Here is a 23,682-nt window from a genome sequence, read left to right as displayed (position 1 = left end):
CCGGCAGGCCAGAGGGGGGTGCGAAGGAACTCGGCCTCCGTCCCCAGCACTCTCGTTTGAGCTATGCGCGGAGATGCTACCCAACGGACAGGTTGGCGGGACAGCACCCCCCTCTGCCCTGCCGGGCATCTCCCCCGCAAGGGGAGAGATTGGCCGTCACTTCGCCTTTCGCCAATCGCCAATGTCGAAGAGCAATTAGCGCCGGTCGGCGCCTTGCGCCATCCTCAGCCCGGAATCGCCGGCTTCAGCTCGGGAAATTTCTCATCAAAACGTGCCGCCCAGCGGATCAGCCGGCTGCGGCCTTTCTCCCATTTTCCGGCAAAGCGCAGTGAGAGATAACCGAGGCAGGCGCGCAGCGCTATCTGGCCGGCGGTGATCTTCTTCTTCAGCTTCGGCGGATTGGCGTTGAGCAGATCGAGTGCCGCGGCGATCTTTGCCCACTGGCGGTCGAGCCAGGGCTGGTAGACCATCTCCTCCGGACGGGTGCGCCGCTCATAGACCATCGAGAGCGCGCAGTCGCAGATGCCGTCGGCCAGCGCCTCCAGCACTTCAGCCTCGAGGCGCTTGTCGGGATTGCGCGGAAACAGCGCGTTCTTCGACACCCGGTTGAGATGCTGGGTAATGGCGCGGCTGTCGTGGATCGAGCGGCCATCGTCGAGCACCAGCACCGGGATCTTGCCGAGCGGATTGGCGCCGATCAGCTCGGCTGGCTTGTCCTCGGTCTTGACAGGCACGAGATCGACGGCGATGCCGGCATAAAGTGCCGCCATGCGCACCTTGGAGCTATAGGGGGAAGTGGACGCATAGAGCAGCTTTGGCATGATCGGTTTCCTGTTTGCGGACAATGCGGTTTTACCGATCGCCTTTGACGAGGCAAAGGCCAGCAACGGAAAAATCGGCCGCCAGAGGCGACATCGATCGTGACGCGATGCGCTGTTGAGGCGCAACAAAAAAGCCCCACCGGACTTCGCCGCGCGGCGAAGTCCTGGGAGCTGCGAAAGATACCTCCGCCCCTCTTTTCAGGCGCCTCAATACCGAAGCAAAGAGCGCGGCGCCTTGACGGCATCCGCCCTCATATGTTCCGGCACTGTCCCCGGCGCGCTAGGAAACGCGACTACTTCTTCGCGGCCTTCGCCTTGGCAGGCGCTGCCTTCTTGGCGGCAGGTGCTGCTTTCTTCACCGCCGCCGAAGACTTCGCCGCGGCTGCCTTTACCGGAGCCTTGGCCTTTGCCGGCGCTGCCTTCTTGGCGGCGGGCTTCGCCGCTGCCTTTGCAGCCGGCTTCTTAGCCGGTGCCGGCTTCTTAGCCGGTGCGGCCTTCTTCGCCGGTGCAGCCTTGGCCTTGGCCGGTGCCGCTTTCTTCACTGCCGGTTTTGCCGCGGCCTTTGCGGCCGGCTTCTTGGCAGGTGCCGCTTTTGCCTTAGGCTTGGCAGCAGGTGCTGCTTTCTTAACCGCAGTCGCGGCTTTCGCCGCCGCTGCCTTTACTGGTGCTTTCTTTGCCGGTGCCTTGGATGCCGGCGCTTTGGATGACGTCTTAGCCATGCGATGCCCCTTGCGTTGTGCCGATGGCCATTAGTGACCCGGCTTGTAATGCATATCTGACTCGCGCGTGTCTAGCCAGCGAAGCATTACAATGATTTTCGCAGCTTAAATTTTGGTTACGTCATGCGCACGATCATGCAGATTGTCGCAAAAATCCACCTGGGATCTTCGACCTGCGCGGTGAAATTCTGCGACGGAAATTCTGCGCGCTCTATCTTGGTCGGTCTTCTCGATAAGCGCAGACTCTTTTTTGAATGGCCTCCTCCGCAGACATCGGCTGCTGGTCGCGACGACCATGAAGAGCTGCAACGCCGCCCGCTTGGTCTTGTCAAACGCGGTGAACTACAGGCGTGGACAGAAGCAACAAGACGAGCACCGCCGCATCACCTTGCGCGATGAAAGCGAGCTTAAAACTCACATTTTGCAAGATCGGGGTTTTGCTTTCGACAGTGAAGTTGACGTTGCAAACATTGGCGACCCTCAGTCAGTCGAGCACCGACGCATCGGCCCGGAAATCGGAATTTATTTTTGCTTTGCTGATCTTTCAGTTCAGAAATCATGCAGCAGATTCAAAGTGTTATAGCGTTCGTTGTGCATCCATATGGATGAACGTCGCTCTAGTCGGCTCGGCCTGATGGAGGTGGACGGCGAAGGTGTCCCATTGCGGCGTGATGGAAAGCTGCGCCAGAATGCGGCCGATCTCGCCACGATGGTAGCCGCCGTGAAGGACGACGTGCGTCAGCATTTCCTGTCGTGTCATGCAGCCCTTGTCGCCGTCGGTGAAGGTGAAGGCGACGGGTTCCGAAAGATGCGGCGGCGAAAGGATTTCGAGATAGTCCAGGTACCAGCGATCGCTCGTCGCGACAGCCGCGCGCAATTCGGCGAGCGCCGGCGTGTCCGCCGTGTTGTCAGCGGAGTAACCATGGCTTGCGCCGCCGAGATGCGCCGAAAATATCCGCGCCACCACATGGTTATGATGGATCAGCCGTATCGCGGCGTGCCGTTCCTCATTGTGCACATGCTGATCCAGGCTCTCGAGTTTCTCCAGCAGCTCGTCATTGGCCCAGGCCTGATAGGCAAAGAGGCTGCGAAGCAAAGTCAAGGCGCTCATGATCTGTTTCCTTCCGGTCCGGAAAAATGTGAGTATGTTGTTTATATTTTCGTTGTTTAGATTTTCGTGGGGACGAGCAAACGTGTCTACTCGCATTGCTAAATCGCGCCCGCGCATGCGCAAGCAGCCGCGTCAGGCGCGCTCGATCGCGACCGTCGAAGCAATCATCGAAGCCGGTGCTCATATTCTAAGCGAGCTTGGGTGGGCCGGCTTCACCACCAACAAGGTGGCCGAGGCAGCCGGCGTCAGCATCGGCTCGCTCTATCAATATTTCCCCGACAAGCTCGCTCTGGTCGAGGCGATCCGGCGCCGTCACTTCGATCACGTGCTGTCGGTCATCTGCGAAGCGGCGGCGGACGAAAAGCCGCTCAGGCAATTCGCGCGCGAGCTGGTGCGCGGCATGATCGCGGCGCACAGCGTCCACCCGACGCTGCACCAGGTGCTGCTCGACGAGGCGCCGGGCGATCGCGGCTCGCGGGCCGCCCATGCCGCGTTCCAGTCGCGGTATCTCGAACACTACGCTGCCGCCGTGGCGCAGTATCGCAGGCGCAGGAAAGACACCGAGACGGTCGCACGCGTGCTTTCCTCCGCGGTCGAGGGCGTGATCCACAATGCGGCGCGCCGGGACATGCTGGATGCCGCCGACCTGCAGAAGCAGCTCGTCGAGCTGATCTGCGCTTACCTGTCTGGACGCCCCAGAACCGCGCAGCAGTGAAACGCAATCACGCCTGGTAGCCGAGGCAGATGGCGCCGAGCGCGACGACAGCGCAGGCGCTGAGGCGTCTTGGCGTCAGCGCCTCGCCAAGGAACAGCCTGCCGATGAAAGCGGCGAAGAAGACGCTGGTTTCGCGGATCGCGGTGATCGGGCCGGCCGGTCCGAGCGCGAAGGCGGCAACGACGACGCCATAGGCGAGCAGCGCGAACAGGCCGCCGCCCAGTGCCTTCCAGGTTTCCGGCGCTCTAAGATCAACGGCGAGCCTGCCGCGCAAGGCGACGAAGGTCGCCGGCAGCAAGGCGCCGTAGAGCACCAGCACCCAGGCCGTATAGGCGCCGCTGTCTTGCGCCGTGCGAACGCCGATCGCGTCAACCGTCGCGTAGGCGGCAATGATCGCGCCCGTCGCCAGCGCGTAGAGGATCGATGTCGTCGACGCCCTCCCCCTGCCCAGCGAAAGGCCCATGATGCCGCCCGCAACGAGCGCAACGCCGAGGATCTCTGGCCCGGTGAGTTGCTGGCCAGCCAGAAAATAGCCACCGAGCGTGACCAGCAGCGGCACGCTGCCGCGAACGATCGGATAGACCTGCCCCAGCTCGCCATATCTGTAAGCGGCCACCAGGAAGACGCTGTAGCCGACCTGCAAGCCGGCCGAAAGCACGACATAGGGCCAGGCCGCTGCCGCCGGAAGCGCGTGGAAAAGTGCAAAGGGGATGGAAACCAGCGTGCTGGAAAAACTCATGACGGTGACCGTCCACAGCCTGTCGGCCCGGGTCCGCAGGAAGGCGTTCCAGCTCGCATGGAGGACGGCCGCGAACAGCGCAAGCGCAATGACTGTCGTGCTCATTGCGGTGTGCGCGCGCTGGCGATGATGGCGGCGGCCGCCTTGCGGGCACCGTCGATGGCGGGCTGCCCCATCTGCGCCATCAGCGTCGCGCCCTCGATCAGCATCAGTAGCGCCGCTGCTGCGCTCTCGGCCTGCCCGGGCGGCATCACCTCCTCGAGGATCGACTGCATGCGTCGCTTGAGGCCGTTCTTCTGCCTGGCAACAGCCTTGAACACCGGATGGCCGGGGTCGCCGAATTCGGCCAGCGCATGCGCGAACAGACAGCCGTGGAAATCGGCGCTGCGGAACCAGCGCTCATGCCAGTCGAAGATTTTTCCGATCTTCTGCTCGGGCGTGGCGACCTCTTGCGCGAGGCGGTCGAGCTGACGCTCGAAACGTCGGGCGCGATGCTCCAGCACCTCGACGATCAACTCGTCCTTGCTCGGGAAATGGCGGTACATCGTCATCTTGGCGATGTCGGCCTCGGCGATGATCCGGTCGATGCCGGTGGCGTGGAAGCCGTCGCGCTTGAACAGCGCATAGGCGGTGTCGACGACATGCTGGCGTTTGTTGGTCGTGGGCGATGGCGTCATGGCATTCATTCGGTGATGAGACAGGTCTGTCTCATACCTATGCGACGGATCGCGCCGGGTGTCAACACGCCGAAGGAAAGCCCGCGGCGATGTCGCCGCAGGCTAAGCAGGCTAAAGAGAAATTAGGAGGGGAAAGCCGCGATCAGCGCAGGACGCGGCAGCGGCCGTTATAGACCATCCAGCGGTCGAAGCCCGAGACGCAGAATTCGACATTGTCGCCGATCGAGGCAAAGCCCTGCCCTTCCTCGATCAGATACCAGATGGTGCGGGCGCGGCCGTCTGACAGGCTGACGGTGGCGCCGCAATAGCGACGACCGATCGGCCGGGTTTCGTCGGCCGGCAGATAGCGATGCTGGCGGATGCGCTGGAAATCGGTGATCTCGACATCGGGCAGATGCGGCACGTGATGCACCTGATAGCTGAAGCGGCTGCTGATCTTTTTCAGCACCCATGGCTCGCCGCAGACGCTGCCGTCGTCGTCGGAATAGACGCCAAGGTCGGCCGCGTGCACGGCCTGTGTAACGCCAAGCGACGTGCCGAGCGGTGTGCAAAGGGCAATCAGTGCGGCAAGGGCGGATCTGGCGAAGCGAGTCATGGCAGCCTCTCATGGTCGACTCTGTGCACTGTGCGGATTCGCTTGCGCGCGGTCAAGCGGTTGCGGAGACGATGGTTTCCCAGTTTGAAACTATCTTTTTAGCCAAGGCAGGCGCGCGCGCCTGCTGTCGCTCTACGCCGCCTCCCCCGACAGCCACTCCATCCTCCAGTCCGCCGGCTTCTCGACGACCAGCAGCCGGTGCAGAACCGGCAGCACAATGCGCAATTCACCTTCCAGCGTGAATGGCGGGTTGACCACCACCATGCCGCTGCCATCGAGGCCGGGTTCGGCCGATGCGGGTTTGATCTCGAAGTCGATGTCGAGCAGCTTCGGGATACCCGATTGCTTGAGCGCCTTCCTGAAGGCGATCACCGCCTTGCGGTTCTTCACCGGATACCACAGCGCATAGATGCCGCCCGGCCAGCGCTTGTGCGCCCTTTGCAGCCCATCGACGAGCCGGCCGAACTCGCCCTCCTCCTCGAAGGGCGGATCGATGAGCACGAGACCGCGCTTTTCCTTGGGCGGCAGATGCGCGCCGAGCGCCAGCCAGCCGTCGAGTTCGATGACCCTTGTCTGGAAGTCGCCGGCAAACAGCGTTTTCAGCTTCGCCGCATCGTCCTGGTGCAGTTCGACCGCCGACAGCCGGTCCTGCTTGCGCATGAGCTGCCTGGCGATCAGCGGCGAGCCCGGATATTTTTTCACCCCGCCCTCCGGGCCGCCCTGCGGATTGAGCGAGCGGACCACATCGAGATAGGGGGCCAGCAGTGCCGCCGCCTTCGCGTCGAGCGGGGCATCGATCAGCCTGCCGATGCCGCCTTGCCACTCGCCGGTCTTCTGCGCTTCCGTCGATGACAGATCATAGCGGCCGATGCCGGCATGGGTGTCGATGACGCGGAACGCCTTGTCCTTCTGCTTCAGATATTCGACGAGCCGGCTCAGCACGACATGCTTGACGACATCGGCGAAGTTTCCGGCGTGATAGGCGTGACGGTAATTCATGCCATCAACTAGCTCGAAGAACCGTTGCGGCCCCAGCGTGGCGGTGGCGGCTGCGAGTTCGGATTCTGCGGCCGGCCGCCGCCGAAGCGAAACGCCAGCACCATCCCGATCAGGCCGACCGCCATCAAGGAGAAGCCGACCGGCTGCGCCCGTTGATCGGCCTCGCCGGCGCCGCCGCGCAGCACGAGGTCCACGGCACGCATGGGGATGTCCTCGGCGTCGCCGGGACCGACCGTGAAGGTGTAAGGACCGGGACTGACCGTCTGGATCACGCCAGCCTCATCGCGAAAGATCTTGTCCGGCGATTGCGGACTGGGCTGGCGCGGATTTTCGGAATGGTTGAACGCAAGCGTCGAGGCAAGCATGGTCCGGCCGCCGGTGGCGGCGGTCAATGTCAGCAAGGTGCGCTGTTGCGAGACGACGATGCGCTCGGCCCTGGCGGTGAGGTCGACCAGCACCCTGACCGGTGCATCGCTCACGGCAAGCGGCACCGTCACCGGCTTGAACCGGCCCTGCTCATAGACCCGCCTGGTGCCGATCTCATGGCCGGAGAAATTGCTCATCGCCCAGGGATAGGCGATGCCGATGCCAATGCCGGCGAGCAGGATCAGAAGAAACAGAAAGCGCATCGTTCATTCCATGAGATATGGGCGTGAGCAGCAGCGCACCTCACGCCTTGCGTTCCCAGCGCCGGTCTGGTGTCTGCTGCCAGTAGGTGACCGCATGGCCGGCGTCCTTCATTATCTTCCAGTGGGTGCGCGCGGCCTCGACCTGGGCCGCGTCGTGGCCGTCGAACAGGAAGACAGCTCGTTCATAACCGGCAAGCTCGGGCGGCGGCGCGCCGTCGACAAGGAAGCGTATCCGCGCCTCGTTCGGATTTTCCTGGCCCGTGGTCAGAAGGATCGGCTGCTCGGCGGGATAGGCTTCGCGGTCTGTCGCATGCGCCAGGAACGAATCGTCCCGGAATGTCCACAGATGCTGGTCCAGCGCATCGCGCCGCTCCTCGGTGCCGGTCTGCACCACCACGCGCCAACCGCGATCGACGCTGCGCTCGAGCAGGCCGGGCAGCGCATCCTCCAGCGTCGATTCGGTCAGGTGATAGAACAGGACTTCGGCCATGATCGTGCCTTGAAAGACCTTCGAGACTGTTTGGAACCTCTACTCCGGCGGCCATCTGATGGCGTTTTCTGCGCTTCCACCCCAACACGGACCCAAACGTCCGCTGCGCTCCGATTCTCGAAACCACCACCATATGACTCGCCGGAGCGACTCTCGAAACAGTCTCTTACCCCTCGTAATTGTCGCGCACCAGCCGGTCGAGCAGCCTGACGCCGAAGCCGGAGGCCCACGACTGGTTGATCTCGCTGGATGGCGCGCCCATCGCGGTGCCGGCGATGTCGAGATGCGCCCAAGGCGTGTCCTTGACGAAGCGCTGCAGGAACTGCGCCGCGATGATGGCGCCGCCGTAGCGGCCGCCGATGTTCTTCATGTCGGCATTTTTCGAATCGATCAGCTTGTCGTATTCGGTGCCGAGCGGCATGCGCCACAGCCGTTCCTGCGTCGCCTGCCCGGCGCTGGTCAGCCTGTCCGCCAGTTCGTCATTGTTGGAGAAAAGGCCGGCATAGTGCTGGCCGAGCGCAACCATGATGGCGCCGGTCAGCGTCGCCAGATTGACCATGAATTTCGGCTGGAAACGATCGTTGCAGTACCAAAGCGCATCGGCCAGAACGAGGCGACCTTCGGCATCGGTGTTCAGCACCTCGATGGTCTGGCCAGACATCGAGGTGACGATGTCGCCGGGACGCTGGGCATGGCCGTCGACGGCATTTTCGACCAGACCGATGACGCCGATCACATTGGCCTTGGCCTTGCGTGAGGCGAGTGCATGCATCAGCCCGGTCACGGCGGCCGCACCGCCCATGTCGCCCTTCATGTCCTCCATGCCGGAGGCCGGCTTCATCGAATTGCCGCCGGTGTCGAAAGTGACGCCCTTTCCGACGAAAGCGACCGGGCTGTCCTTGGCCTTGCCGCCGTTCCACTGCATGACGGCCATGCGGGCGCCGCGCGGCGAGCCTTGCGCAACGCCAAGCAGCGAGCCCATGCCGAGCTTCTTCATCTCTTTTTCGGCCAGGATGTCGACGGTGACGCCAAGCGCTTCCAGTTCGCTGACGCGGGCGGCGAATTCCACCGGGCCAAGCATGTTGGCCGGTTCATTGACCAGATCGCGTGCCAGGAGCACGCCGTCGATCACCGCCACCTCGTCGGCAAAGGCCTTTTTCGCCGCCGCCGGATCGGTGGTTTGGATGGTCACCTTGACCGACTTTTTGGGCTCGGCCTTCTTGCCGTCGTGCTGGCCGTCGTTCTGGCCGTCGCCATTGTCCTTTTTCGTCTTGTACTTGTCGAAGACATAGCTGCGCAGAAGAATACCAGCGGCAAGTTGCGCCGCTTGTCTGCCGCCGGTGGCTACACCCGGCAGGTCGAGCACGACGGCCACCTCGGTCGCCTTGCGCAAGGACGCGGCGATGGTGCCGCCAAGCTTCAACCAGGCATAGTCGTCGAGCCCCGTGAGCTTGCCGGCGCCGACCGCCACCAGCCGATCGAGCGACGTCCCCTCCGGCGCCAGCACTTCAACCATGCTGGCGAATTTGCCGGAAAAGTCGGCCACCGGAAACGCCCGCTCCAAGGTTTTTGCCGGATCGCAGATCCTTGCCGCCTCGCTGAGGCCGCCATCGTCGGCCGCCAGCACGAAGACGCTGCCCTTTTTGGGCGCCGCGAATTTGGCAAAAGCGATCGAAGGTCTCGAAGTCATCATGTCCTGCTTTCGGGGAAGTGCGTTGGGTTTTCAGGGGAGCGCGTTGAAGATGCACGACATTTGCCCGTTTTCCGACCAAAAAAACCACCCTCTTTTTCGGGCCTTGATTTTGTTCGCCTTTTTGCCGGTTTTTGCCCTGCTATCCCTCATGACAGTTCCGGGCGCTCGCGTTGGCATCACGGCGCGTCGCAAATCATCGCCCCCGCCTGACGATCTGCCGGGCGATCGCCTTGGCCTGAATGCCGGCATTGGCGAAACAGCCGCGAATGCTTGGCCGCATGCCGGTAAACCACAGGCCGGGCAGTTTCAGGTCGGTCTCGCCGCCGTTGAAAAGCGGCACGCCCTTGCCGTCCAGCACACCGAGCTTGCCGACCATGCGTTCGAGCCCGGCGCGGTAGCCGGTCGCCGCGATGACGATATCGGGGGCGATCAGCTTGCCGTTGCCCAGGATCACGCCGTCACGGGTAAATTCCCGCACTGCCGGCACTACGACGATCTTGCCGGCCTTGATGGCGCTGACCGCGCCATCGTCGGTTGCGATGGCCGTGTAGTCCGCGGTCAGGCGGCTCGCGCCTCCCGAAGGCGCTTTCGGCAGGCCGAATTTCGTCAGGTCGCCGAAAACGATACGCTGCGTTGCGGCCATCGCCACATCGGCGACCCGCAGCGGCAGGCGCGCCATGAACGGCGAAAGCCTGTGGACGGCGATCTTGCCGATGCGCTTGGGCAGGATCGAGGGACCATTGCGGGCCGACAGCCAGATATTCCTGGTCTCTATTTCAGCCAGATGATTGAGCACGTCGAAGCCCGAATTGCCGGCGCCGACGACCAGCACCTTTTTTCCGGCATAGTTCCTGGCGCCGCCAAAATCCGCCGAATGGACGATCCGGCCGGTAAAATCCTTTATGCCTTTCCATTCGGGAATGAATGGCTGCCGGTCACGGCCCGTGGCGACGACGACGTGGCGCGCCAGCCGGGGTCCTGCATTGGTCTGCACAATCCAATGATCGCCTTTGAACACAACCTCCTCGACGATCACGCCGAACTCCACCGGCAGATTGTGCGCCTGGCTAAAATCATTCAGATGGCGGATGACGGCGGTCCTGTGGGGAAAAGCGGGAGTGCCCGCGGGGTAGCCGGCGCCAGGCAGCGCAGAGAGGTCGCGGTGCGTGTTGAGGTGCAACCCTTCGTGCCGCCGATGCCAGGGCTCGGCAAGCCGGCTTTCCTTTTCCAGGACAACCGTCGGAACGCCGGCCTCGATCAGCGCATGGGCGGCGGCCAGCCCGGCAGAGCCGGCGCCGATCACGATCGCACCGTGCGAGATCGATACCTGTCCGGTTTGACCGTGCAATTCTCTGACGTCCATACTTGCACCTGTCGCAGTCACGGCGGCCGCAACCGTGGCCGGCGCGACATTTGGTCGTTTTCCCTCATTTGGCAAGACTTTGCCGGAATCACACCCCATATGGCACATGGAATCGACGGGCGATTCGTCGCGGCACGGCCCCGCTTCCTGCCGCAACTTGTTGTTAACCATCGATGTTGGCCCTTTCTTATCCATTGCCGCCGACACTCCGGCCCGCGGGACGGGCATGGGACGGTGGCCGGATCGAAGCGCCTGATGGAACCGCCCAATGGAGCCAGTTGTACAGGCGTCGCCGGATGACTACCTTGTCCGGAGGCATGATGCCGTTCGGCAAAATCGAGAAAAGCCTGCATGAAGGTCGTTGAACGCTACATCATGCGTCGCGCGCTGGCGGTCTTCCTGGCAGCGCTCATCTGGACGCTGGCGATCGTTTGGACGACGCAAGTGCTCGCCCGCATCGACCTCGTCACCGACAGTGGCCAGTCGGCACTGACCTTTTTCGAGGTCGCGGCGCTGATCATTCCATCGATCGTTCCGATCGTCGTGCCGTTCGCCCTGGTGGTGGCGGTCGCCCAGACGCTCAGCGTCATGAACACCGATTCGGAACTGGCGGTGATCAACGCCGCCGGCGCCTCGCGCTGGACCATCGTCAGGCCGATCATGCTTCTGGCGCTGGCAGCCAGCGTCTTTTCGTTCGCCGTCGACAATGGCGTCGACCCCTATGCCCGCCAGAAAAACCGCGAGCTGGTGGCGTCGTCGCGTGCCGACCTGTTGTCGCTGATCATCCAGGAAGGCACTTTCCGCAAGATCGACGATGGCCTGTTCCTGCAGATTGGCGAAAGGCTTCCGGACAACCGCCTCGGCGGCATCTTCGTGGCGGATTCACGCGAGGAAGGCGTCAACCTCATCTACTACGCCAAGACCGGCAGCGTCATCGAACGCGGCGACGAGAAGGTGCTGATGATGAATGACGGCGTCATCCATCGCGAAACGCTGGCCGGCGATCTGTCGGTCATCCGCTTCACCTCCTATGCCTTCGATCTGTCCGCCTTCATGTCTGCTTCCTCGGACATATTGCTTCTGCCGAAGGACCGGACCACCCAGTACCTGCTCAATCCCAGTCCGAACGACAAGATGTACCAGCAAAGGCCGAACAGATATCTGGCCGAGCTCAATCAACGCTTTTCCGAATGGTCCTATTCGCTCGTTTTCGCGCTGATCGCGCTGGCGGTCGCGGGAGACGCGCGCTCGCATCGCGAGGCGCGCGTCCATCCCTTGATCACGGCCATCGCGATTGCGCTTTTCGTGCGCTGGCTTGGTTTCTTTGCGGCGGGGAAGGCCGACAAGGTTCCGCAATACGCCTATATGGTCTACGGCGTTCCGATCGTCGCGTCGGCGGTCTCAATATGGTTCATCGTCTCCAACCGGACCATGGAACTGCCGGTCGCCTGGGCCGACTGGATGACGAATTTCGCCAGCCGCTTCACTGACGGCTGGAACGCTCTCAAGCTCCGCTTCGCCAGGCGCGGCACTTCCGGCCAGGAGGTTGGCTGATGGGCTGGACTCTGGGCAGGTACTTCTTCTTCCGTTACGTGACGATTACCGTCTGGTTCTTCATCGGCCTGCTGGCGCTGGTGTTCCTGATCGATTTCACCGAGCTTTCCGGCCGCACGACCGGCCTGCCGGGGTTCACCTACGGGACGGCGCTCGCGATTTCGGGATTGAGAATGCCGATGATCATGCTGCAGACGGTGCCGTTCGTCGGCCTGTTCTCGGCGATGGCGACGCTGGTCTCGCTCAATCGCAAATATGAACTGGTCATCGCGCGTTCGGCCGGCGTTTCAGCATGGCAGTTCCTGCTGCCGTGCTGCATCGGGGCGCTATTGTTCGGCGTGTTGTCGGTCGGCGTCATCAACCCGATCGCCGCGCATGCCTTTTCCTGGTCCGAGCAGATCGAGACCCAGCTCCGTTCCGGCAAGTCGAACGCCGTGTCGGCCGACGCCGCGCCATGGATCCGGCAGAAAACCAGTTCGGGCGACACAATCATCGGTGCGCGCTCGATCCTCAACCAGGGCCTGGAGATGGCCGACGCGGTCTTCTTCGTCCTCAGCCCGCAGGGCGACATCGTCGAACGCAAGGACGCCGCGCACGCCTTTTTGCGGGATGGCTATTGGGAGTTGCGGGACGTCAAGGTCTTTCGCGACGGCAACATCGAATCGCTGGAGAGCGACCGGCTTGCGACCAATCTCAAGCCCGAATTCGTGCAAGAGCGGCTGGCGCGCCCGGAAACCATCCCTTTCTACGATCTGCCCGGCAAGATCGAAGTTGCCCGCTCCTTCGGCCTCAAGGCAAATGCCTTTGCCATGCAGTTCGATTCGCTGGTGGCGCTGCCGTTCCTGCTTGTCGCCATGACGCTGATTGCGGCAACAGTTTCAATGCGATTTGCGAGGATGGGGCAATCGGCGACGATGATTCTGGGTGGCGTCATGGCCGGGTTTCTGCTTTATGTCGTATCGGTGCTGGTCAAGGCATTCGGCGTGGCGGGATTCGTACCCACAGCCGTGGCTGCATGGGTTCCGGTTGTCGTGGCTATGTTCTTCGGGGTGACGTTCCTGCTGTACAAGGAAGACGGCTAGTGAGGGAGGCGGTTTTGCGCAGCCATAGGCAAGCCCGTTTGGCACGCCTCTATGGGGCGAGCGCCTTGGCGTGCCTGTTTGCTTGCGTCGCCCTCAATGTCCCGGTTTCCGCCCAGGAAATCGGCGACATGGCAGCGAATGTTCCCGCCGGCTCGCAAATGCTGCTGGCTGCGGATACGCTGGTCTACGACAACGATAACAACACGGTAACGGCCGTCGGCGGCGTCCAGATCGATTATGGCGGCAACCGCCTCGTCGCCCAGCGGGTCGAATACGATCGCAACACCAAGCGCCTCGTCGCCAGCGGTAATGTCGCGGTCGTCAACAGCGACGGCACCAAGATCTATTCGCAGCATGTCGACATCACCGACGATTTCGCCGATGGTTTCGTCAATGCGCTGCGTGTCGAAACCATCGACAAGGCGTATTTCGCCGCCGAAAGCGCCGAACGCATGGGCGGCGTGCTGACGACGTTCCACAATGGCGTCTACACGGCCTGCGAACCGTGCGAGGACAAGCCCGACAAGGCGCCGACCTGGCGCATCAAGGCCAGGAAGATCATCTGGAACGGCGAGAAGAAGACGGTTCGCTTCGAGAATTCGAATTTCGAGTTCTTCGGCTTTCCGCTGGCCTATCTGCCGGCCTTCGAGATCGCCGACCCGACCGTCAAGCGCAAGAGCGGCTTCCTGATCCCCGGCATTGCCTACAGCAGCGACCTCGGCATCGGTATCAAGGTCCCCTATTATTTCGCGCTCTCGCCGACCTATGACCTCACCGTCACCGGCAGCGGCTATACCAAGCAGGGCTTCCTTGGCGAGGCCGAGTGGCGCCAGCGCTTCAACAACGGCCAGTACAGCCTGAAGATCGCCGGTATCCGACAGGAGGACCCCGACGAATTCATCGACAGCCACGGGAACAATGTCGATTCGGGCGCTGCCGGCGATCCCAACAAGTTCCGCGGCATGATGGGCACCAAGGGCCAGTTCGCCATCAATCCGCGCTGGGATTTCGGCTGGGACGTCCTGCTGCAGACCGACAAGAACTTCTCGCGCACTTATGCCATCCAGGACTTCAACGAGAGCGTCCACCAGTCCTCGATCTACCTGACCGGCCTCAACGGCCGCAACTATTTCGACGTGCGCGCCATGCGCTTCGAGGTCCAGGAAAACACGCTCGCCAGCGATCCAACCGCACGCGCCGCCAAGCAGCCCTGGGTGCTGCCCTCGCTCGACTACGCCTACATTCCCGACATGGCGGTGGCCGGGGGACAATTGTCGTTCAATGTCAATGCACGGGCCATCAGCCGCGACAGGCTGGATACGGCTCTGGCTGACTCGGCGGACTCCAGCTCAATCAACAACGTCCGCGGTATCGAGGGCCAATCCGGCCGCATCACCGCCGAGGCCGAATGGAAGCGCACCTTCACCACCGATGGCGGACTGCTCCTGACGCCGCTCCTGGCGCTGCGCGGCGATGCCAGCTATCTCAACGCCTCCTCTGGCTCGCTCGCCGCGGTCAACCAGATGGCGACGAATCTCGGCGTCAGTGACGATCTGGGTACCTCGCTCGCCCGCTACATGGCGACCGCCGGACTTGAAATGCGCTGGCCGGTGCTGTTCTCGATGCCAAGTTCGAGCCACATCCTCGAACCAATGGCCCAGGTCTTCGTGCGTCCGAACGAGCAATATGTCGGTGGCCTCGCGGTGCCCAACGAAGACGCCCAGAGTTTCGTCTTCGATGCCACGACATTGTTCGAACGCGACAAGTTCTCCGGTTACGACCGCATGGAAGGCGGTACACGCGCCAATGTCGGCCTGCGCTATTCCGGCGCCTACGACAATGGCTGGAGCACCAACGCGCTGTTCGGCCAATCTTATCAGCTAGGCGGCCAGAATTCCTTCGCCGCGCCGGATCTGGTCAACGTCGGCGCCTATTCCGGCCTTGAGACCGCTACCTCCGACTATGTCGGCCTCGTCGGTTTCAACAGCCCCAGCGGGTTTTCCGGCTCGCTCAGTGGCCGTTTCGACGAGCAGAGCCTGGAGGTCCGCCGCGCCGAGGTGAAGGCCGCCTATTCCGGCCTGCCGGTTTCGCTGAGCGCCAAATACGCCTTCATCCAGGCGCAGCCGCTCTACGGCTTCGACACCGATCGCCACGAAGTCACGCTCGGCGCGTCGACGCGTCTTGCCGAGAACTGGCGCGTCTTCGGCACCGGCACCTACGATCTGCAGCAAAGTGTCCTGGTCAAGGACGGGATCGGCTTTGCCTATAGTGACTCGTGCTTCACCTATTTGATGACGTTCTCGGAAACCCGGGACCTGGACACCAAGGAGGTGTCGCAGAACATCGGCTTCAACCTGTCGTTCCGCACGCTCGGTGATTTCGGCTCGTCGCAAAGCTCCATCGACACCATCCAGTAGCAGGCGACTGGACGAGCAGCTACGGCGCCGCGCGTCCTTTCGGACGCGCAAGGGACGCCGTAGAACTTTGATTTGGCGCATGATCCCCAGCGAAAATCGATTCCGATTTCGGGGTCATGCGCCGACGACATCGTTTCGCCGCATAAAGTAGGCACGGGTTTCGGCTCCCTTGATTAAAATAGAATGAGCCAAACCGGGATAGAATTGGGATGCTTTCGATGAGGAATTACCTCTTTTCGGCAGGGTTGGCGCTGCTGGTGGCGGCGGCCTCTGTATCGATCACCGCAACGGCGTCGCCGGCTTTCGCCAGCGAGATCAAATATGTCATCAACAATGTACCGATCACCACCGGCGACATCGCGCACCGGGCCGCGTTCCTGAAACTGCAGCGCAAGAAGGGCAGCGCCGCCGACGAAATGATCGACCAGACGCTGCGCGTCGCCGAAGCCAAGCGTCTCGGCATCCGCGTCAGCGACGCCCAGGTCGACGCCGCCTACCAGCGCTTTGCCACGACCAACAAGATGCAGCTCAAGCAGCTCGATGGCGTCATGGCGCAGTCCGGCGTCAGCAAGGAGCATTTCAAGGAATTCATCCGCGCCCAGATGGCCTGGAATCAGGCGCTGAGCGCGCGCTACCGTTCCGGCGAAGGCGACTCCGTGAGCGAGCAGGACGCGGTCAGGCGCATGCTCGACAAAGGCGGGGCCAAGCCCTCCGCCATGGAATATATGCTGCAGCAGGTCATCTTCGTCGTGCCGGCGGCCGAGCGCGGCGCGACGCTGGCCAAACGCAAGCGCGAGGCCGACGCCATGCGCGCCCGATTCAATGGCTGCAACACCACGCGCGAATTCGCCAAGGGCCTGATCGACGTCACCGTTCGCGATCTCGGCCGGATACTGGCGCCGCAATTGCCGCCGGATTGGGCCGACCAGATCAAGGCCACCAAGGTTGGCGGCGCTACCGCAACGCGCGAGACGGATCGCGGCGTCGAGTTCATCGGCATCTGCTCGTCGCGCGAAGTGTCGGACGACAAGGCCGCCCAAATGGTGTTCCAGAGCGAAGGCTCCAACGACAAGGACGCCGACGAACTCTCCAAGAAATATGTCGAGGAGTTGCGGAAGAAAGCCCGCATCGTCGAGCGCTGAAGTCGGCATAGCCGTGGCGGACGCAAAGCTTCCGCTAGCGTTGAGCGTCGGCGATCCGTCCGGTGTGGGGCCGGAAATCGCCATCGCCGCCTGGCAGGCGCGTGACAGCGCCGGCGTGGCGCCCTTTTATCTCCTCGCCGATCCGGCACTGATTGAAGCACGGGGGCGCCGGCTCGGCGCCAGCGTGGCGATTGCGGAAACCACGCCGGAGCAAGCGCAGCGGATCTTTTCGCAGGCCCTGCCGATCGTGCCACTTACTGCCCGCTCGATCGACAGTCCCGGCCGGCCGGATCCAGCTAACGCCGCCGGCACCATCGAGGCCATCGACCGCGCCGTTGCCGACTGCCTTGGCGGCCGCGCCGCCGCGGTGGTGACGTGCCCGATTGCCAAGAAGCCGCTCTACGATGCCGGCTTCCGTTTTCCCGGCCATACCGAATATCTGGCGCATCTGGCATCGCTCCATACCGGCGCGGACGCGATGCCGGTGATGCTGCTTGCCGGCCCAGAGTTGCGCACGGTCCCGGTCACCATCCACATCGCGTTATCCGAGGTGCCGAAGGCGCTGACGAGCGACCTGATCGTGGCGACCGCCCGCATCACCGCCACCGATCTCGAACATCGCTTCGGCATCGCCAGGCCGCGGCTTGCCATTGCCGGCCTCAATCCGCATGCCGGCGAAGGCGGCACGATGGGTGCGGAGGACGAGCATATCATCCGCCCGGCAATCGAGAGGCTGAGGGCGGAGGGCATCGACGCTTTCGGGCCGCTGCCGGCCGATACAATGTTCCATGCCCGTGCACGGGCCGGCTACGACGTGGCAATCTGCATGTATCACGACCAGGCGCTGATCCCCGCCAAGGCGCTGGCTTTCGACGAAGCGGTCAACGTGACGCTCGGCCTGCCCTTCATCCGCACTTCGCCAGACCACGGCACTGCTTTCGACATTGCCGGCAAGGGCATCGCCCGGGCCGACAGCCTGATTGCAGCGCTGAGACTCGCCCGCCGGCTGGCCGATAGCGGAACGAAGGCCGCAGCCGCATGAGCGCGTTAGCATGAAAGTGGCCGCATGAGCATGGATGGGCTGCCGCCGCTGCGCGCTGTGATCGAGAGCCATGGGCTACAAGCGAAGAAGGCGCTCGGCCAGAATTTCCTGCTCGACCTCAACCTGACCGGCAAGATCGCGCGCGCCGCCGGCGACCTGACCGAGGCAACGGTGATCGAGGTCGGTCCTGGCCCCGGCGGGCTGACCAGGGCGCTGCTCTTCAGCGGCGCGCGACGGGTGATCGCCATCGAGCGCGACGACCGGTGCCTGGAAGCGCTGGCCGAAGTCTCAAACCATTATCCCGGTCGGCTCGAGGTCATTGCCGGCGATGCGCTGAAGACGGATTTCGCCGCGCTTGCCGGCGCGGCAAGCGGCGGTCCCATGAAGATCGTCGCCAATCTGCCCTACAATATCGGCACCGAGCTCCTGATCCGCTGGCTGACGGTCACTGAGTGGCCGCCCTTCTATACCTCGATGACGCTGATGTTCCAGCGTGAGGTGGCCGAGCGCATCGTCGCCCGCCCCGGCAGCGATGCCTATGGCCGGCTCGGCGTGCTGGCCGGCTGGCGGACGGAGGCAAAAATCGCCTTCGACGTGCCGCCACAAGCGTTTACGCCACCGCCCAAGGTAATGTCCTCGGTGGTGCATCTGGTGCCGCGCGCCAGCCCCCTTCCCGCTGAAGTGAAAAAACTCGGCCGCGTCACCGAAGCGGCCTTCGGCCAGCGCAGAAAGATGCTGCGGCAGAGCGTGAAAAGCCTCGGCGGCGAAGCCCTGCTCACCCGCGCTGGCATCGATCCGACCCGCCGCGCCGAAACCTTGAGCGTCGAGGAATTCGTGCGGCTGACCAACGCGGTGTGAGCGCCGATCTTCCCTTCTCCCCTTCTTGTGGGAGAAGGTGGCCGAGCGAAGCTCGGTCGGATGAGGGGCGTTCCAGCTTGGCAATGACAGTGATCCGTCCAGCACCCCTCAACCGTCTCGGCGCTGCGCGCCGATCCACCTTCTCCCAAAAGGGGAAAAGGAGAGGCGCCACCGCCTCAATCCGTCTTCTCGTCCAACAGCCCCGAGACGAAATCGAACAGACCGGGCCGGCGGTCGCGCCTGAGCCGCTCGGCGGTGACGATGCCGCGCACCTCGGCGAAGGCACGGTCGAGATCGTCGTTGATGATGACGAAATCATATTCCTTCCAGTGCTCGATCTCGTTGCGGGCGTTCTTCAGCCGCGTCTCGATCACTGTTTCCTGGTCCTCGGCGCGGCGCTTCAGCCGCGCCTTCAACTCCTTCATCGACGGCGGCAGGATGAAGATCGAGACGATGTCGGCGCGCATCTTCTCCTTGAGCTGCTGGGCGCCCTGCCAGTCGATGTCGAACAGCATGTCGCGCCCCTGCGCCAGCGCCAGTTCCGCCGGCTCGCGCGGCGTCGCGTAGCAATTGCCATGCACTTCGGCCCATTCGAGCAGCGCGTCGGAATCGCGCAGCCGCTCGAACTCGCGCATGCTGCGGAAGTGATAGTGGACGCCCTCGATCTCGCTGCCGCGGCGCGGCCGCGTGGTGACGGAGACCGACAGTTCGAGGCTGCCATCGCTTTCCAGCAGATTGCGCGCGATCGTCGACTTGCCGGCGCCGGATGGCGACGACAGCACCAGCATCAGCCCACGGCGGCGGATGCGCGAACCCAAATCCTTTGCAGTCATGGGGTCCTTGGCAATCAAGGGCTCCTTGGCAACCATGGGTTACTCCAGATTCTGAACCTGTTCGCGAAACTGGTCGACGACCGCCTTCAGTTCCAGCCCGATGGCGGTCACCGCGGCGGCATTCGACTTCGAACACAGCGTATTCGATTCGCGATTGAATTCCTGCGCCAGAAAATCGAGCTTGCGGCCGATGGCGCCGCCGCCGGCCAGAAGCACCCGGCCCGACGCCACATGCGTCTTCAACCGGTCAATCTCCTCACGGATGTCGGCCTTGGTGGCCAGGAACGCCGCTTCCATGTGCAAGCGGCTGGCGTCGAGATTGGCGGAAGCGTCCAGCAGCAATCGCACCTGCTCGGCAATCCTTTCGCGGATCGCCGCCGGCTCGCGCGAGGGATCGGCCTCGGCTCTGAGCGTCAGCGCCTCGATCGCGTCGATATGGCCGGACAGCAACGAACGAAGCGCTGTGCCCTCACCCTGGCGCGCCTGCTCCAGCCCGCTCAGCGCAATCTCCAGCGCCGACACTATCGCGGCGTCGAGCGCGGCTCGCGCCTCTTCGGTCTCGGTGGTTTCCGGGATGTCGAGCACGCCGCGTAGCGAAAGCAGCCCGTCGGCTGTCGCGGGCGCCACGCCGAACTGCTCTTGCAGCCGCTTGGCCAGCCCCGCCAGGTCTTTCAGGAAGGCTTCGTTAACAATCGGCTGCACCTGCTGGCCGGCGGCGCGGCCGATGGTCAGCGTCGCCTGGAAATTGCCGCGCGCAAAGCGCTTCTGTACCGTCTGCCTGACGGCCGGCTCCAGCCGCTCGAAGCCCTGCGGCAGCCGCAGCCTGACCTCGACGCTCTTGCCGTTGACGGATTTGACCTCCCAGGCGATCGATGTGCCGTCGTGCTCGGCGACAGCACGCGCAAAACCGGTCATGCTTTGCAAATTCATGATGCCGCGTTTCCCCCTGGCGCATGATCCCGGACGCGGTCTTCGGACCGGACCATACGCGGCTTTAAAGCGCGTCACGTTTGAACGGATTCATGCGACGCGCTTTAAGTTCCTGTTTTTATGCATGTCTTTATCGCAAAACCGCTGCGCACTTTTGCGCGACATGCATTAGCCAAAGCGTTTCCCGCACGTCCAATCCGACTTGAGGACGCTCCTGTCAAAATATCAGTGCGTCCCTCGCGGCATCCGCAAGGGACGATTTCAAATAGCTGGCGCTACTGAGCGGCGCCCGCATCGCCATCGCCGCCTTCCACCGGAGCATCGGTTTGACCGTCCACCTTGGCGTCATCGGCCTTGGCGGCGTCCTCAGCCTGCTTCTTCTGCAGTGCCCGGTACCGAGCGACGTTTTCATTGTGCTCGGCAAGCGTTGCGGCAAAAACGTGGCCGCCGGTACCGTCGGCAACGAAATAAAGGTCGTCGGTCTTCGACGGATTGGCCACGGCCTCCAGTGAGGCGCGGCCGGGATTGGCGATCGGTGTCGGCGGCAGGCCATTGATCAGATAGGTATTGTAGGGCGTCGGCTTCTTGATGTCCGACTGGTAGATCGGGCGATCGGCGGGTTTGCCCTTGCCGCCAAACAGACCATAGATGATGGTCGGATCCGATTGCAGCCGCATGCCTTTGGCCAGCCGGTTGAGGAAAACGGCGGCGACCCGCGAGCGTTCATCGCCCTTGCCCGTCTCCTTCTCGACGATCGAGGCCAGGATGACGAAGTCTTCGACATTGGCCAGAGGCAGGTCGGGGGCACGCCGCTGCCAGACATCGTCGACCAGCTTCTCCTGGTCAGCCAGCAATTTGTCGACCATTTGCTGGCGTGTTGCGCCGCGGGTGAAGCGCAGCGTGTCGGTGGCGAGGCTGCCCTCGGGCGGAACGGTTGCCGGCATATCGCCGGCAAGCCCGCTTTGGTCGGCTATGCGCTGCAGCGCCTGCTCGACCGTCAGTCCCTCCGGGATGGTCAGCGAATACATCACCGACTTGCCGCTCTTCAGCAACTCCATGATGTCGTGCATGGAAGCGCGCGGCTTGATCTCGTATTCACCGGCCTTGAGCGCCGAATCATTGCCGTAAGCGCGCACGCCAAGGCGGAAGATGCGGGCATCGCTGATCAATCCGCGCCGCTCGAGCTGGTCGGCGATATCCTGGACGCCGGAATTCGGCTTGACCGGGAATGTGTCGGCATTGGCCGACGGGCCGGGCTCGTTGAATTCCTGCTTGCCGAAATACAGGGCAACACCAGCCGCCAGAACCACCAGCATTATCGAGGAGATGACGAAGTTCATGAATACGACGAACTGGCCGCGCGAGGCGCGCGAGCGCTTGGGCGGCGGCGTGCCGGCTTCAGGCCGCAATGCCTCGCTGGCCGTCTTCGGCACGATCGGGCCGGGCGCCGCCTGCCGTTGCCCGAATTCTCCGTTGTCCGCCGGATTTGTGTTCATAGCGCCCTACCGTTTGATCTTGCAACGAATCCCCCGCGGCAGAGTAGGGGCGAATATGGCAAAATTGACGACACGCATGGGCCATGCCGGTCGGCGGACCGGTCAGCCATTGTAACGCTGGAAGACGAGCGAGGCGTTGGTGCCGCCGAAGCCGAAGGAATTGGACAGTGCCACGTCGATCTGGCGCGCCCGTGGCTTGTGTGGCACCAGGTCGATCGCCGTTTCGCGCTCGGGGTTGTCGAGGTTGATGGTGGCCGGCGCGATGTTGTCGCGGATGGCGAGGATCGAAAAGATCGCCTCGGCGGCGCCCGCCGCTCCCAGAAGATGGCCGATCGACGACTTGGTCGACGACATCGATATTTTCGACGCGGCGTTGCCGACCAGGCGCTCGACGGCGCCGAGCTCGATCGTATCGGCCATGGTCGAAGTGCCGTGCGCGTTGATGTAATCGACATCGGCGGGCGTCAGCTTGGCGCGGTTCAGTGCCGCCGTCATGCAGCGGAAGGCGCCGTCACCGTCTTCGGCGGGTGCTGTGATGTGATAGGCATCGCCGGTCAGGCCGTAACCGGTGACCTCGGCATAGATCCTGGCGCCACGCGCCATGGCATGTTCGAGGGCCTCCAGCACGACGACGCCGGCGCCCTCGCCCATGACGAAGCCGTCGCGGTCGCGGTCATAGGGACGCGATGCCGTTTGCGGAGCGTCGTTGCGGTCGGTGGACAGCGCCCGGCAAGCGGCGAAGCCGGCGATCGACAGCCGCGTCACCGGCGCTTCGGCGCCGCCCGCGACCATGACGTCGGCATCGCCCCACATGATCAGCCGGGCGGCATCGCCGATGGCGTGGGCGCCAGTGGAGCAAGCGGTGACGACGGCGTGGTTGGGGCCTTTCAACCCGTGCCGGATCGAAACCTGGCCGGAGACGAGATTGATGATTTGGCCGGGGATGAAGAACGGGCTGATGCGGCGCGGACCACGCTCCTTCAGGATCATCGCGTTCTCGGCGATGCCTTCGATGCCGCCGATGCCGGACCCGATCAGCACGCCGGTGGCGCACTGCTCCTCATGCGTCTTCGGCGCCCAGCCAGAGTCCTTAAGCGCCTCGTCGGCGGCCGCGATCCCGTAAAGGATGAAGTCGCCGATCTTGCGCAGTTCCTTCGGCTCGAGAACGGCCTCGGGATTGAAGGTAGCGTTCTCGCCGTTGCCGCGTGGAATGACATGGGCGATCTTGCAGGCAAGATCCTCCACTTCGAACTCGGTGATGCGCTTGGCGGCGCTGCGGCCGGTCAGGAGTTCCTTCCAGCTATGCTCGAAGCCCATGCCGAACGGCGAAAGCAGCCCAAGGCCCGTGACGACGACACGCCTCATCGCAGGTCCTCCCCGGTGATGCCTGCGGAAAGCCTCAGGCCGAGGCCTTGTCGATGTACTTGACGGCGTCGCCGACTGTCAGGATGGTCTCGGCCGCATCGTCGGGAATCTCGACGCCGAACTCTTCTTCGAACGCCATGACGAGTTCGACCGTGTCGAGGCTGTCCGCGCCCAGATCATCGATGAAGCTCGCCTGCTCCGTCACCTTGTCGGCATCGACGCCAAGGTGCTCGATGACGATCTTCTTGACGCGCTCTGCGGTGTCACTCATTTGGGGCATCCTCGTCTTTTGTTTGTCTGTCTTCGTTAGCGGGCAGAATGCCGCTAATCAAGCTGAAAGATGGTCCTGCCAGAAACGCAACGGCACCAGACCGGTTTTGCCCGAACCGCCGGGTTGCGGGCCGCATTACAC

24 protein-coding genes are annotated in these 23,682 nt (G+C 63.2%); 9 read left to right on the top strand and 15 right to left on the bottom strand.

The window, feature by feature from the left end; genetic code table 11:
• Nucleotides 1-224: 224 nt before the first annotated feature.
• Entirely contained in the window at nt 225-821 is a 597-nt protein-coding gene (locus tag MESS4_RS13810; protein ID WP_006331582.1) for a glutathione S-transferase, read from the bottom strand.
• A gap of 333 nt (nt 822-1,154) precedes the next feature.
• Between MESS4_RS13810 and MESS4_RS33945 the strand changes: the two genes are divergently transcribed.
• Both MESS4_RS33945 and MESS4_RS13800 read left to right on the top strand, forming a co-directional pair.
• Complete coding sequence (locus MESS4_RS33945) at nt 1,155-1,574, top strand: hypothetical protein (protein WP_198292753.1); 420 nt, start codon at nt 1,155-1,157, stop codon at nt 1,572-1,574.
• A 261-nt stretch (nt 1,575-1,835) separates the two neighbouring features.
• Nucleotides 1,836-2,123 (top strand): hypothetical protein, encoded by a 288-nt coding sequence (locus tag MESS4_RS13800; RefSeq protein WP_157385571.1) that lies wholly within the window; start codon nt 1,836-1,838, stop codon nt 2,121-2,123.
• Here the strand turns inward: MESS4_RS13800 and MESS4_RS13795 are convergent.
• Entirely contained in the window at nt 2,118-2,651 is a 534-nt protein-coding gene (locus MESS4_RS13795) for a DinB family protein (protein WP_006331576.1), read from the bottom strand. The genes MESS4_RS13800 and MESS4_RS13795 overlap by 6 nt on opposite strands.
• Nucleotides 2,652-2,766: 115 nt before the next feature.
• Here MESS4_RS13795 and MESS4_RS13790 point away from each other — a divergent pair, with 115 nt between their 5' ends.
• A complete protein-coding gene (locus MESS4_RS13790; RefSeq protein WP_006331574.1) occupies nt 2,767-3,366 on the top strand; it encodes a TetR/AcrR family transcriptional regulator in 600 nt (199 codons plus the stop codon).
• Nucleotides 3,367-3,373: 7 nt separating this feature from the next.
• Here the strand turns inward: MESS4_RS13790 and MESS4_RS13785 are convergent, their stop codons facing one another.
• From MESS4_RS13785 to MESS4_RS13750, 8 genes are all read right to left on the bottom strand, one after another.
• Nucleotides 3,374-4,210: a DMT family transporter gene (locus MESS4_RS13785; RefSeq protein WP_006331572.1), complete on the bottom strand. Its 837-nt coding sequence runs from the start codon at nt 4,208-4,210 to the stop codon at nt 3,374-3,376.
• Nucleotides 4,207-4,782: a TetR/AcrR family transcriptional regulator gene (locus tag MESS4_RS13780; protein ID WP_036241246.1), complete on the bottom strand. Its 576-nt coding sequence runs from the start codon at nt 4,780-4,782 to the stop codon at nt 4,207-4,209. The genes MESS4_RS13785 and MESS4_RS13780 overlap by 4 nt, the downstream gene beginning before the upstream one ends.
• A gap of 142 nt (nt 4,783-4,924) precedes the next feature.
• Nucleotides 4,925-5,377, bottom strand: coding sequence for a hypothetical protein (locus tag MESS4_RS13775; RefSeq protein WP_006331567.1), 453 nt, complete (start codon nt 5,375-5,377; stop codon nt 4,925-4,927).
• A gap of 132 nt (nt 5,378-5,509) precedes the next feature.
• Complete coding sequence (locus tag MESS4_RS13770) at nt 5,510-6,376, bottom strand: 23S rRNA (adenine(2030)-N(6))-methyltransferase RlmJ (protein ID WP_006331566.1); 867 nt, start codon at nt 6,374-6,376, stop codon at nt 5,510-5,512.
• A gap of 8 nt (nt 6,377-6,384) precedes the next feature.
• Nucleotides 6,385-7,005 (bottom strand): hypothetical protein, encoded by a 621-nt coding sequence (locus tag MESS4_RS13765; protein ID WP_006331563.1) that lies wholly within the window; start codon nt 7,003-7,005, stop codon nt 6,385-6,387.
• A 40-nt stretch (nt 7,006-7,045) separates the two neighbouring features.
• Nucleotides 7,046-7,495, bottom strand: a complete 450-nt coding sequence (locus tag MESS4_RS13760) for a DNA polymerase III subunit chi (RefSeq protein ID WP_006331562.1) — start codon at nt 7,493-7,495, stop codon at nt 7,046-7,048.
• A 166-nt stretch (nt 7,496-7,661) separates the two neighbouring features.
• Entirely contained in the window at nt 7,662-9,185 is a 1,524-nt protein-coding gene (locus tag MESS4_RS13755; protein WP_006331561.1) for a leucyl aminopeptidase, read from the bottom strand.
• A 196-nt stretch (nt 9,186-9,381) separates the two neighbouring features.
• Complete coding sequence (locus tag MESS4_RS13750) at nt 9,382-10,551, bottom strand: NAD(P)/FAD-dependent oxidoreductase (protein ID WP_006331560.1); 1,170 nt, start codon at nt 10,549-10,551, stop codon at nt 9,382-9,384.
• 351 nt (nt 10,552-10,902) lie between these two features.
• Between MESS4_RS13750 and lptF the strand changes: the two genes are divergently transcribed.
• From lptF to rsmA, 6 genes are all read left to right on the top strand, one after another.
• On the top strand, nt 10,903-12,105 hold the full coding sequence (lptF, locus tag MESS4_RS13745) for an LPS export ABC transporter permease LptF (RefSeq protein WP_006331559.1): 1,203 nt from the start codon (nt 10,903-10,905) through the stop codon (nt 12,103-12,105).
• Nucleotides 12,102-13,187, top strand: a complete 1,086-nt coding sequence (lptG, locus tag MESS4_RS13740) for an LPS export ABC transporter permease LptG (protein ID WP_198292754.1) — start codon at nt 12,102-12,104, stop codon at nt 13,185-13,187. Before lptF ends, lptG begins: the two co-directional genes overlap by 4 nt.
• Entirely contained in the window at nt 13,187-15,604 is a 2,418-nt protein-coding gene (locus MESS4_RS13735; RefSeq protein WP_036241244.1) for an LPS-assembly protein LptD, read from the top strand. Before lptG ends, MESS4_RS13735 begins: the two co-directional genes overlap by 1 nt.
• A gap of 209 nt (nt 15,605-15,813) precedes the next feature.
• Nucleotides 15,814-16,746, top strand: a complete 933-nt coding sequence (locus MESS4_RS13730; RefSeq protein WP_006331546.1) for a peptidylprolyl isomerase — start codon at nt 15,814-15,816, stop codon at nt 16,744-16,746.
• A gap of 13 nt (nt 16,747-16,759) precedes the next feature.
• A complete protein-coding gene (gene pdxA, locus MESS4_RS13725; protein ID WP_006331545.1) occupies nt 16,760-17,788 on the top strand; it encodes a 4-hydroxythreonine-4-phosphate dehydrogenase PdxA in 1,029 nt (342 codons plus the stop codon).
• A 24-nt stretch (nt 17,789-17,812) separates the two neighbouring features.
• Nucleotides 17,813-18,646 carry a 16S rRNA (adenine(1518)-N(6)/adenine(1519)-N(6))-dimethyltransferase RsmA gene (rsmA, locus tag MESS4_RS13720; RefSeq protein ID WP_006331543.1) on the top strand — a complete coding sequence of 278 codons (834 nt, stop codon included), beginning with the start codon at nt 17,813-17,815 and terminating at the stop codon, nt 18,644-18,646.
• Nucleotides 18,647-18,822: 176 nt separating this feature from the next.
• On the opposite strand, the gene gmk is transcribed toward rsmA, so the two are convergent.
• The 5 genes from gmk to MESS4_RS13695 form a co-directional block, all read right to left on the bottom strand.
• Nucleotides 18,823-19,479 (bottom strand): guanylate kinase, encoded by a 657-nt coding sequence (gene gmk / locus MESS4_RS13715; protein ID WP_081609732.1) that lies wholly within the window; start codon nt 19,477-19,479, stop codon nt 18,823-18,825.
• A 39-nt stretch (nt 19,480-19,518) separates the two neighbouring features.
• A complete protein-coding gene (locus tag MESS4_RS13710) occupies nt 19,519-20,409 on the bottom strand; it encodes a YicC/YloC family endoribonuclease (RefSeq protein WP_006331537.1) in 891 nt (296 codons plus the stop codon).
• A gap of 275 nt (nt 20,410-20,684) precedes the next feature.
• Nucleotides 20,685-21,905, bottom strand: a complete 1,221-nt coding sequence (gene mltG / locus MESS4_RS13705; RefSeq protein ID WP_006331530.1) for an endolytic transglycosylase MltG — start codon at nt 21,903-21,905, stop codon at nt 20,685-20,687.
• Nucleotides 21,906-22,007: 102 nt separating this feature from the next.
• On the bottom strand, nt 22,008-23,270 hold the full coding sequence (fabF, locus tag MESS4_RS13700; protein ID WP_006331528.1) for a beta-ketoacyl-ACP synthase II: 1,263 nt from the start codon (nt 23,268-23,270) through the stop codon (nt 22,008-22,010).
• 34 nt (nt 23,271-23,304) lie between these two features.
• The gene (locus MESS4_RS13695; RefSeq protein ID WP_006203723.1) at nt 23,305-23,541 is read right to left on the bottom strand and encodes an acyl carrier protein; all 237 of its coding nucleotides are present in this window, start codon (nt 23,539-23,541) and stop codon (nt 23,305-23,307) included.
• Between the last annotated feature and the right edge of the window lie 141 nt (nt 23,542-23,682).

The sequence above is a fragment of the Mesorhizobium sp. STM 4661 genome, from assembly GCF_000359125.1.
Classification (GTDB): domain Bacteria; phylum Pseudomonadota; class Alphaproteobacteria; order Rhizobiales; family Rhizobiaceae; genus Mesorhizobium.
Note: the sequence above shows the minus strand (reverse complement) of the source record. Positions and strands in the feature narration are given on the sequence as shown.

Excerpts from the sequence above, each read along its gene's own strand:
- MESS4_RS13810 (WP_006331582.1), bottom strand. The coding sequence starts at position 821 with ATGCCAAAGCTGCTCTATGCGTCCACTTCCCCCTATAGCTCCAAGGTG.
- MESS4_RS13800 (WP_157385571.1), top strand. The coding sequence starts at position 1,836 with ATGAAGAGCTGCAACGCCGCCCGCTTGGTCTTGTCAAACGCGGTGAAC.
- MESS4_RS13795 (WP_006331576.1), bottom strand. The coding sequence starts at position 2,651 with ATGAGCGCCTTGACTTTGCTTCGCAGCCTCTTTGCCTATCAGGCCTGG.
- MESS4_RS13790 (WP_006331574.1), top strand. The coding sequence starts at position 2,767 with ATGCGCAAGCAGCCGCGTCAGGCGCGCTCGATCGCGACCGTCGAAGCA.
- MESS4_RS13785 (WP_006331572.1), bottom strand. The coding sequence starts at position 4,210 with ATGAGCACGACAGTCATTGCGCTTGCGCTGTTCGCGGCCGTCCTCCAT.
- MESS4_RS13780 (WP_036241246.1), bottom strand. The coding sequence starts at position 4,782 with ATGACGCCATCGCCCACGACCAACAAACGCCAGCATGTCGTCGACACC.
- MESS4_RS13775 (WP_006331567.1), bottom strand. The coding sequence starts at position 5,377 with ATGACTCGCTTCGCCAGATCCGCCCTTGCCGCACTGATTGCCCTTTGC.
- MESS4_RS13770 (WP_006331566.1), bottom strand. The coding sequence starts at position 6,376 with ATGAATTACCGTCACGCCTATCACGCCGGAAACTTCGCCGATGTCGTC.
- MESS4_RS13765 (WP_006331563.1), bottom strand. The coding sequence starts at position 7,005 with ATGCGCTTTCTGTTTCTTCTGATCCTGCTCGCCGGCATTGGCATCGGC.
- MESS4_RS13760 (WP_006331562.1), bottom strand. The coding sequence starts at position 7,495 with ATGGCCGAAGTCCTGTTCTATCACCTGACCGAATCGACGCTGGAGGAT.
- MESS4_RS13755 (WP_006331561.1), bottom strand. The coding sequence starts at position 9,185 with ATGACTTCGAGACCTTCGATCGCTTTTGCCAAATTCGCGGCGCCCAAA.
- MESS4_RS13750 (WP_006331560.1), bottom strand. The coding sequence starts at position 10,551 with ATGGACGTCAGAGAATTGCACGGTCAAACCGGACAGGTATCGATCTCG.
- lptF (WP_006331559.1), top strand. The coding sequence starts at position 10,903 with ATGAAGGTCGTTGAACGCTACATCATGCGTCGCGCGCTGGCGGTCTTC.
- MESS4_RS13730 (WP_006331546.1), top strand. The coding sequence starts at position 15,814 with ATGCTTTCGATGAGGAATTACCTCTTTTCGGCAGGGTTGGCGCTGCTG.
- rsmA (WP_006331543.1), top strand. The coding sequence starts at position 17,813 with ATGAGCATGGATGGGCTGCCGCCGCTGCGCGCTGTGATCGAGAGCCAT.
- gmk (WP_081609732.1), bottom strand. The coding sequence starts at position 19,479 with ATGACTGCAAAGGATTTGGGTTCGCGCATCCGCCGCCGTGGGCTGATG.
- MESS4_RS13710 (WP_006331537.1), bottom strand. The coding sequence starts at position 20,409 with ATGAATTTGCAAAGCATGACCGGTTTTGCGCGTGCTGTCGCCGAGCAC.
- mltG (WP_006331530.1), bottom strand. The coding sequence starts at position 21,905 with ATGAACACAAATCCGGCGGACAACGGAGAATTCGGGCAACGGCAGGCG.
- fabF (WP_006331528.1), bottom strand. The coding sequence starts at position 23,270 with ATGAGGCGTGTCGTCGTCACGGGCCTTGGGCTGCTTTCGCCGTTCGGC.
- MESS4_RS13695 (WP_006203723.1), bottom strand. The coding sequence starts at position 23,541 with ATGAGTGACACCGCAGAGCGCGTCAAGAAGATCGTCATCGAGCACCTT.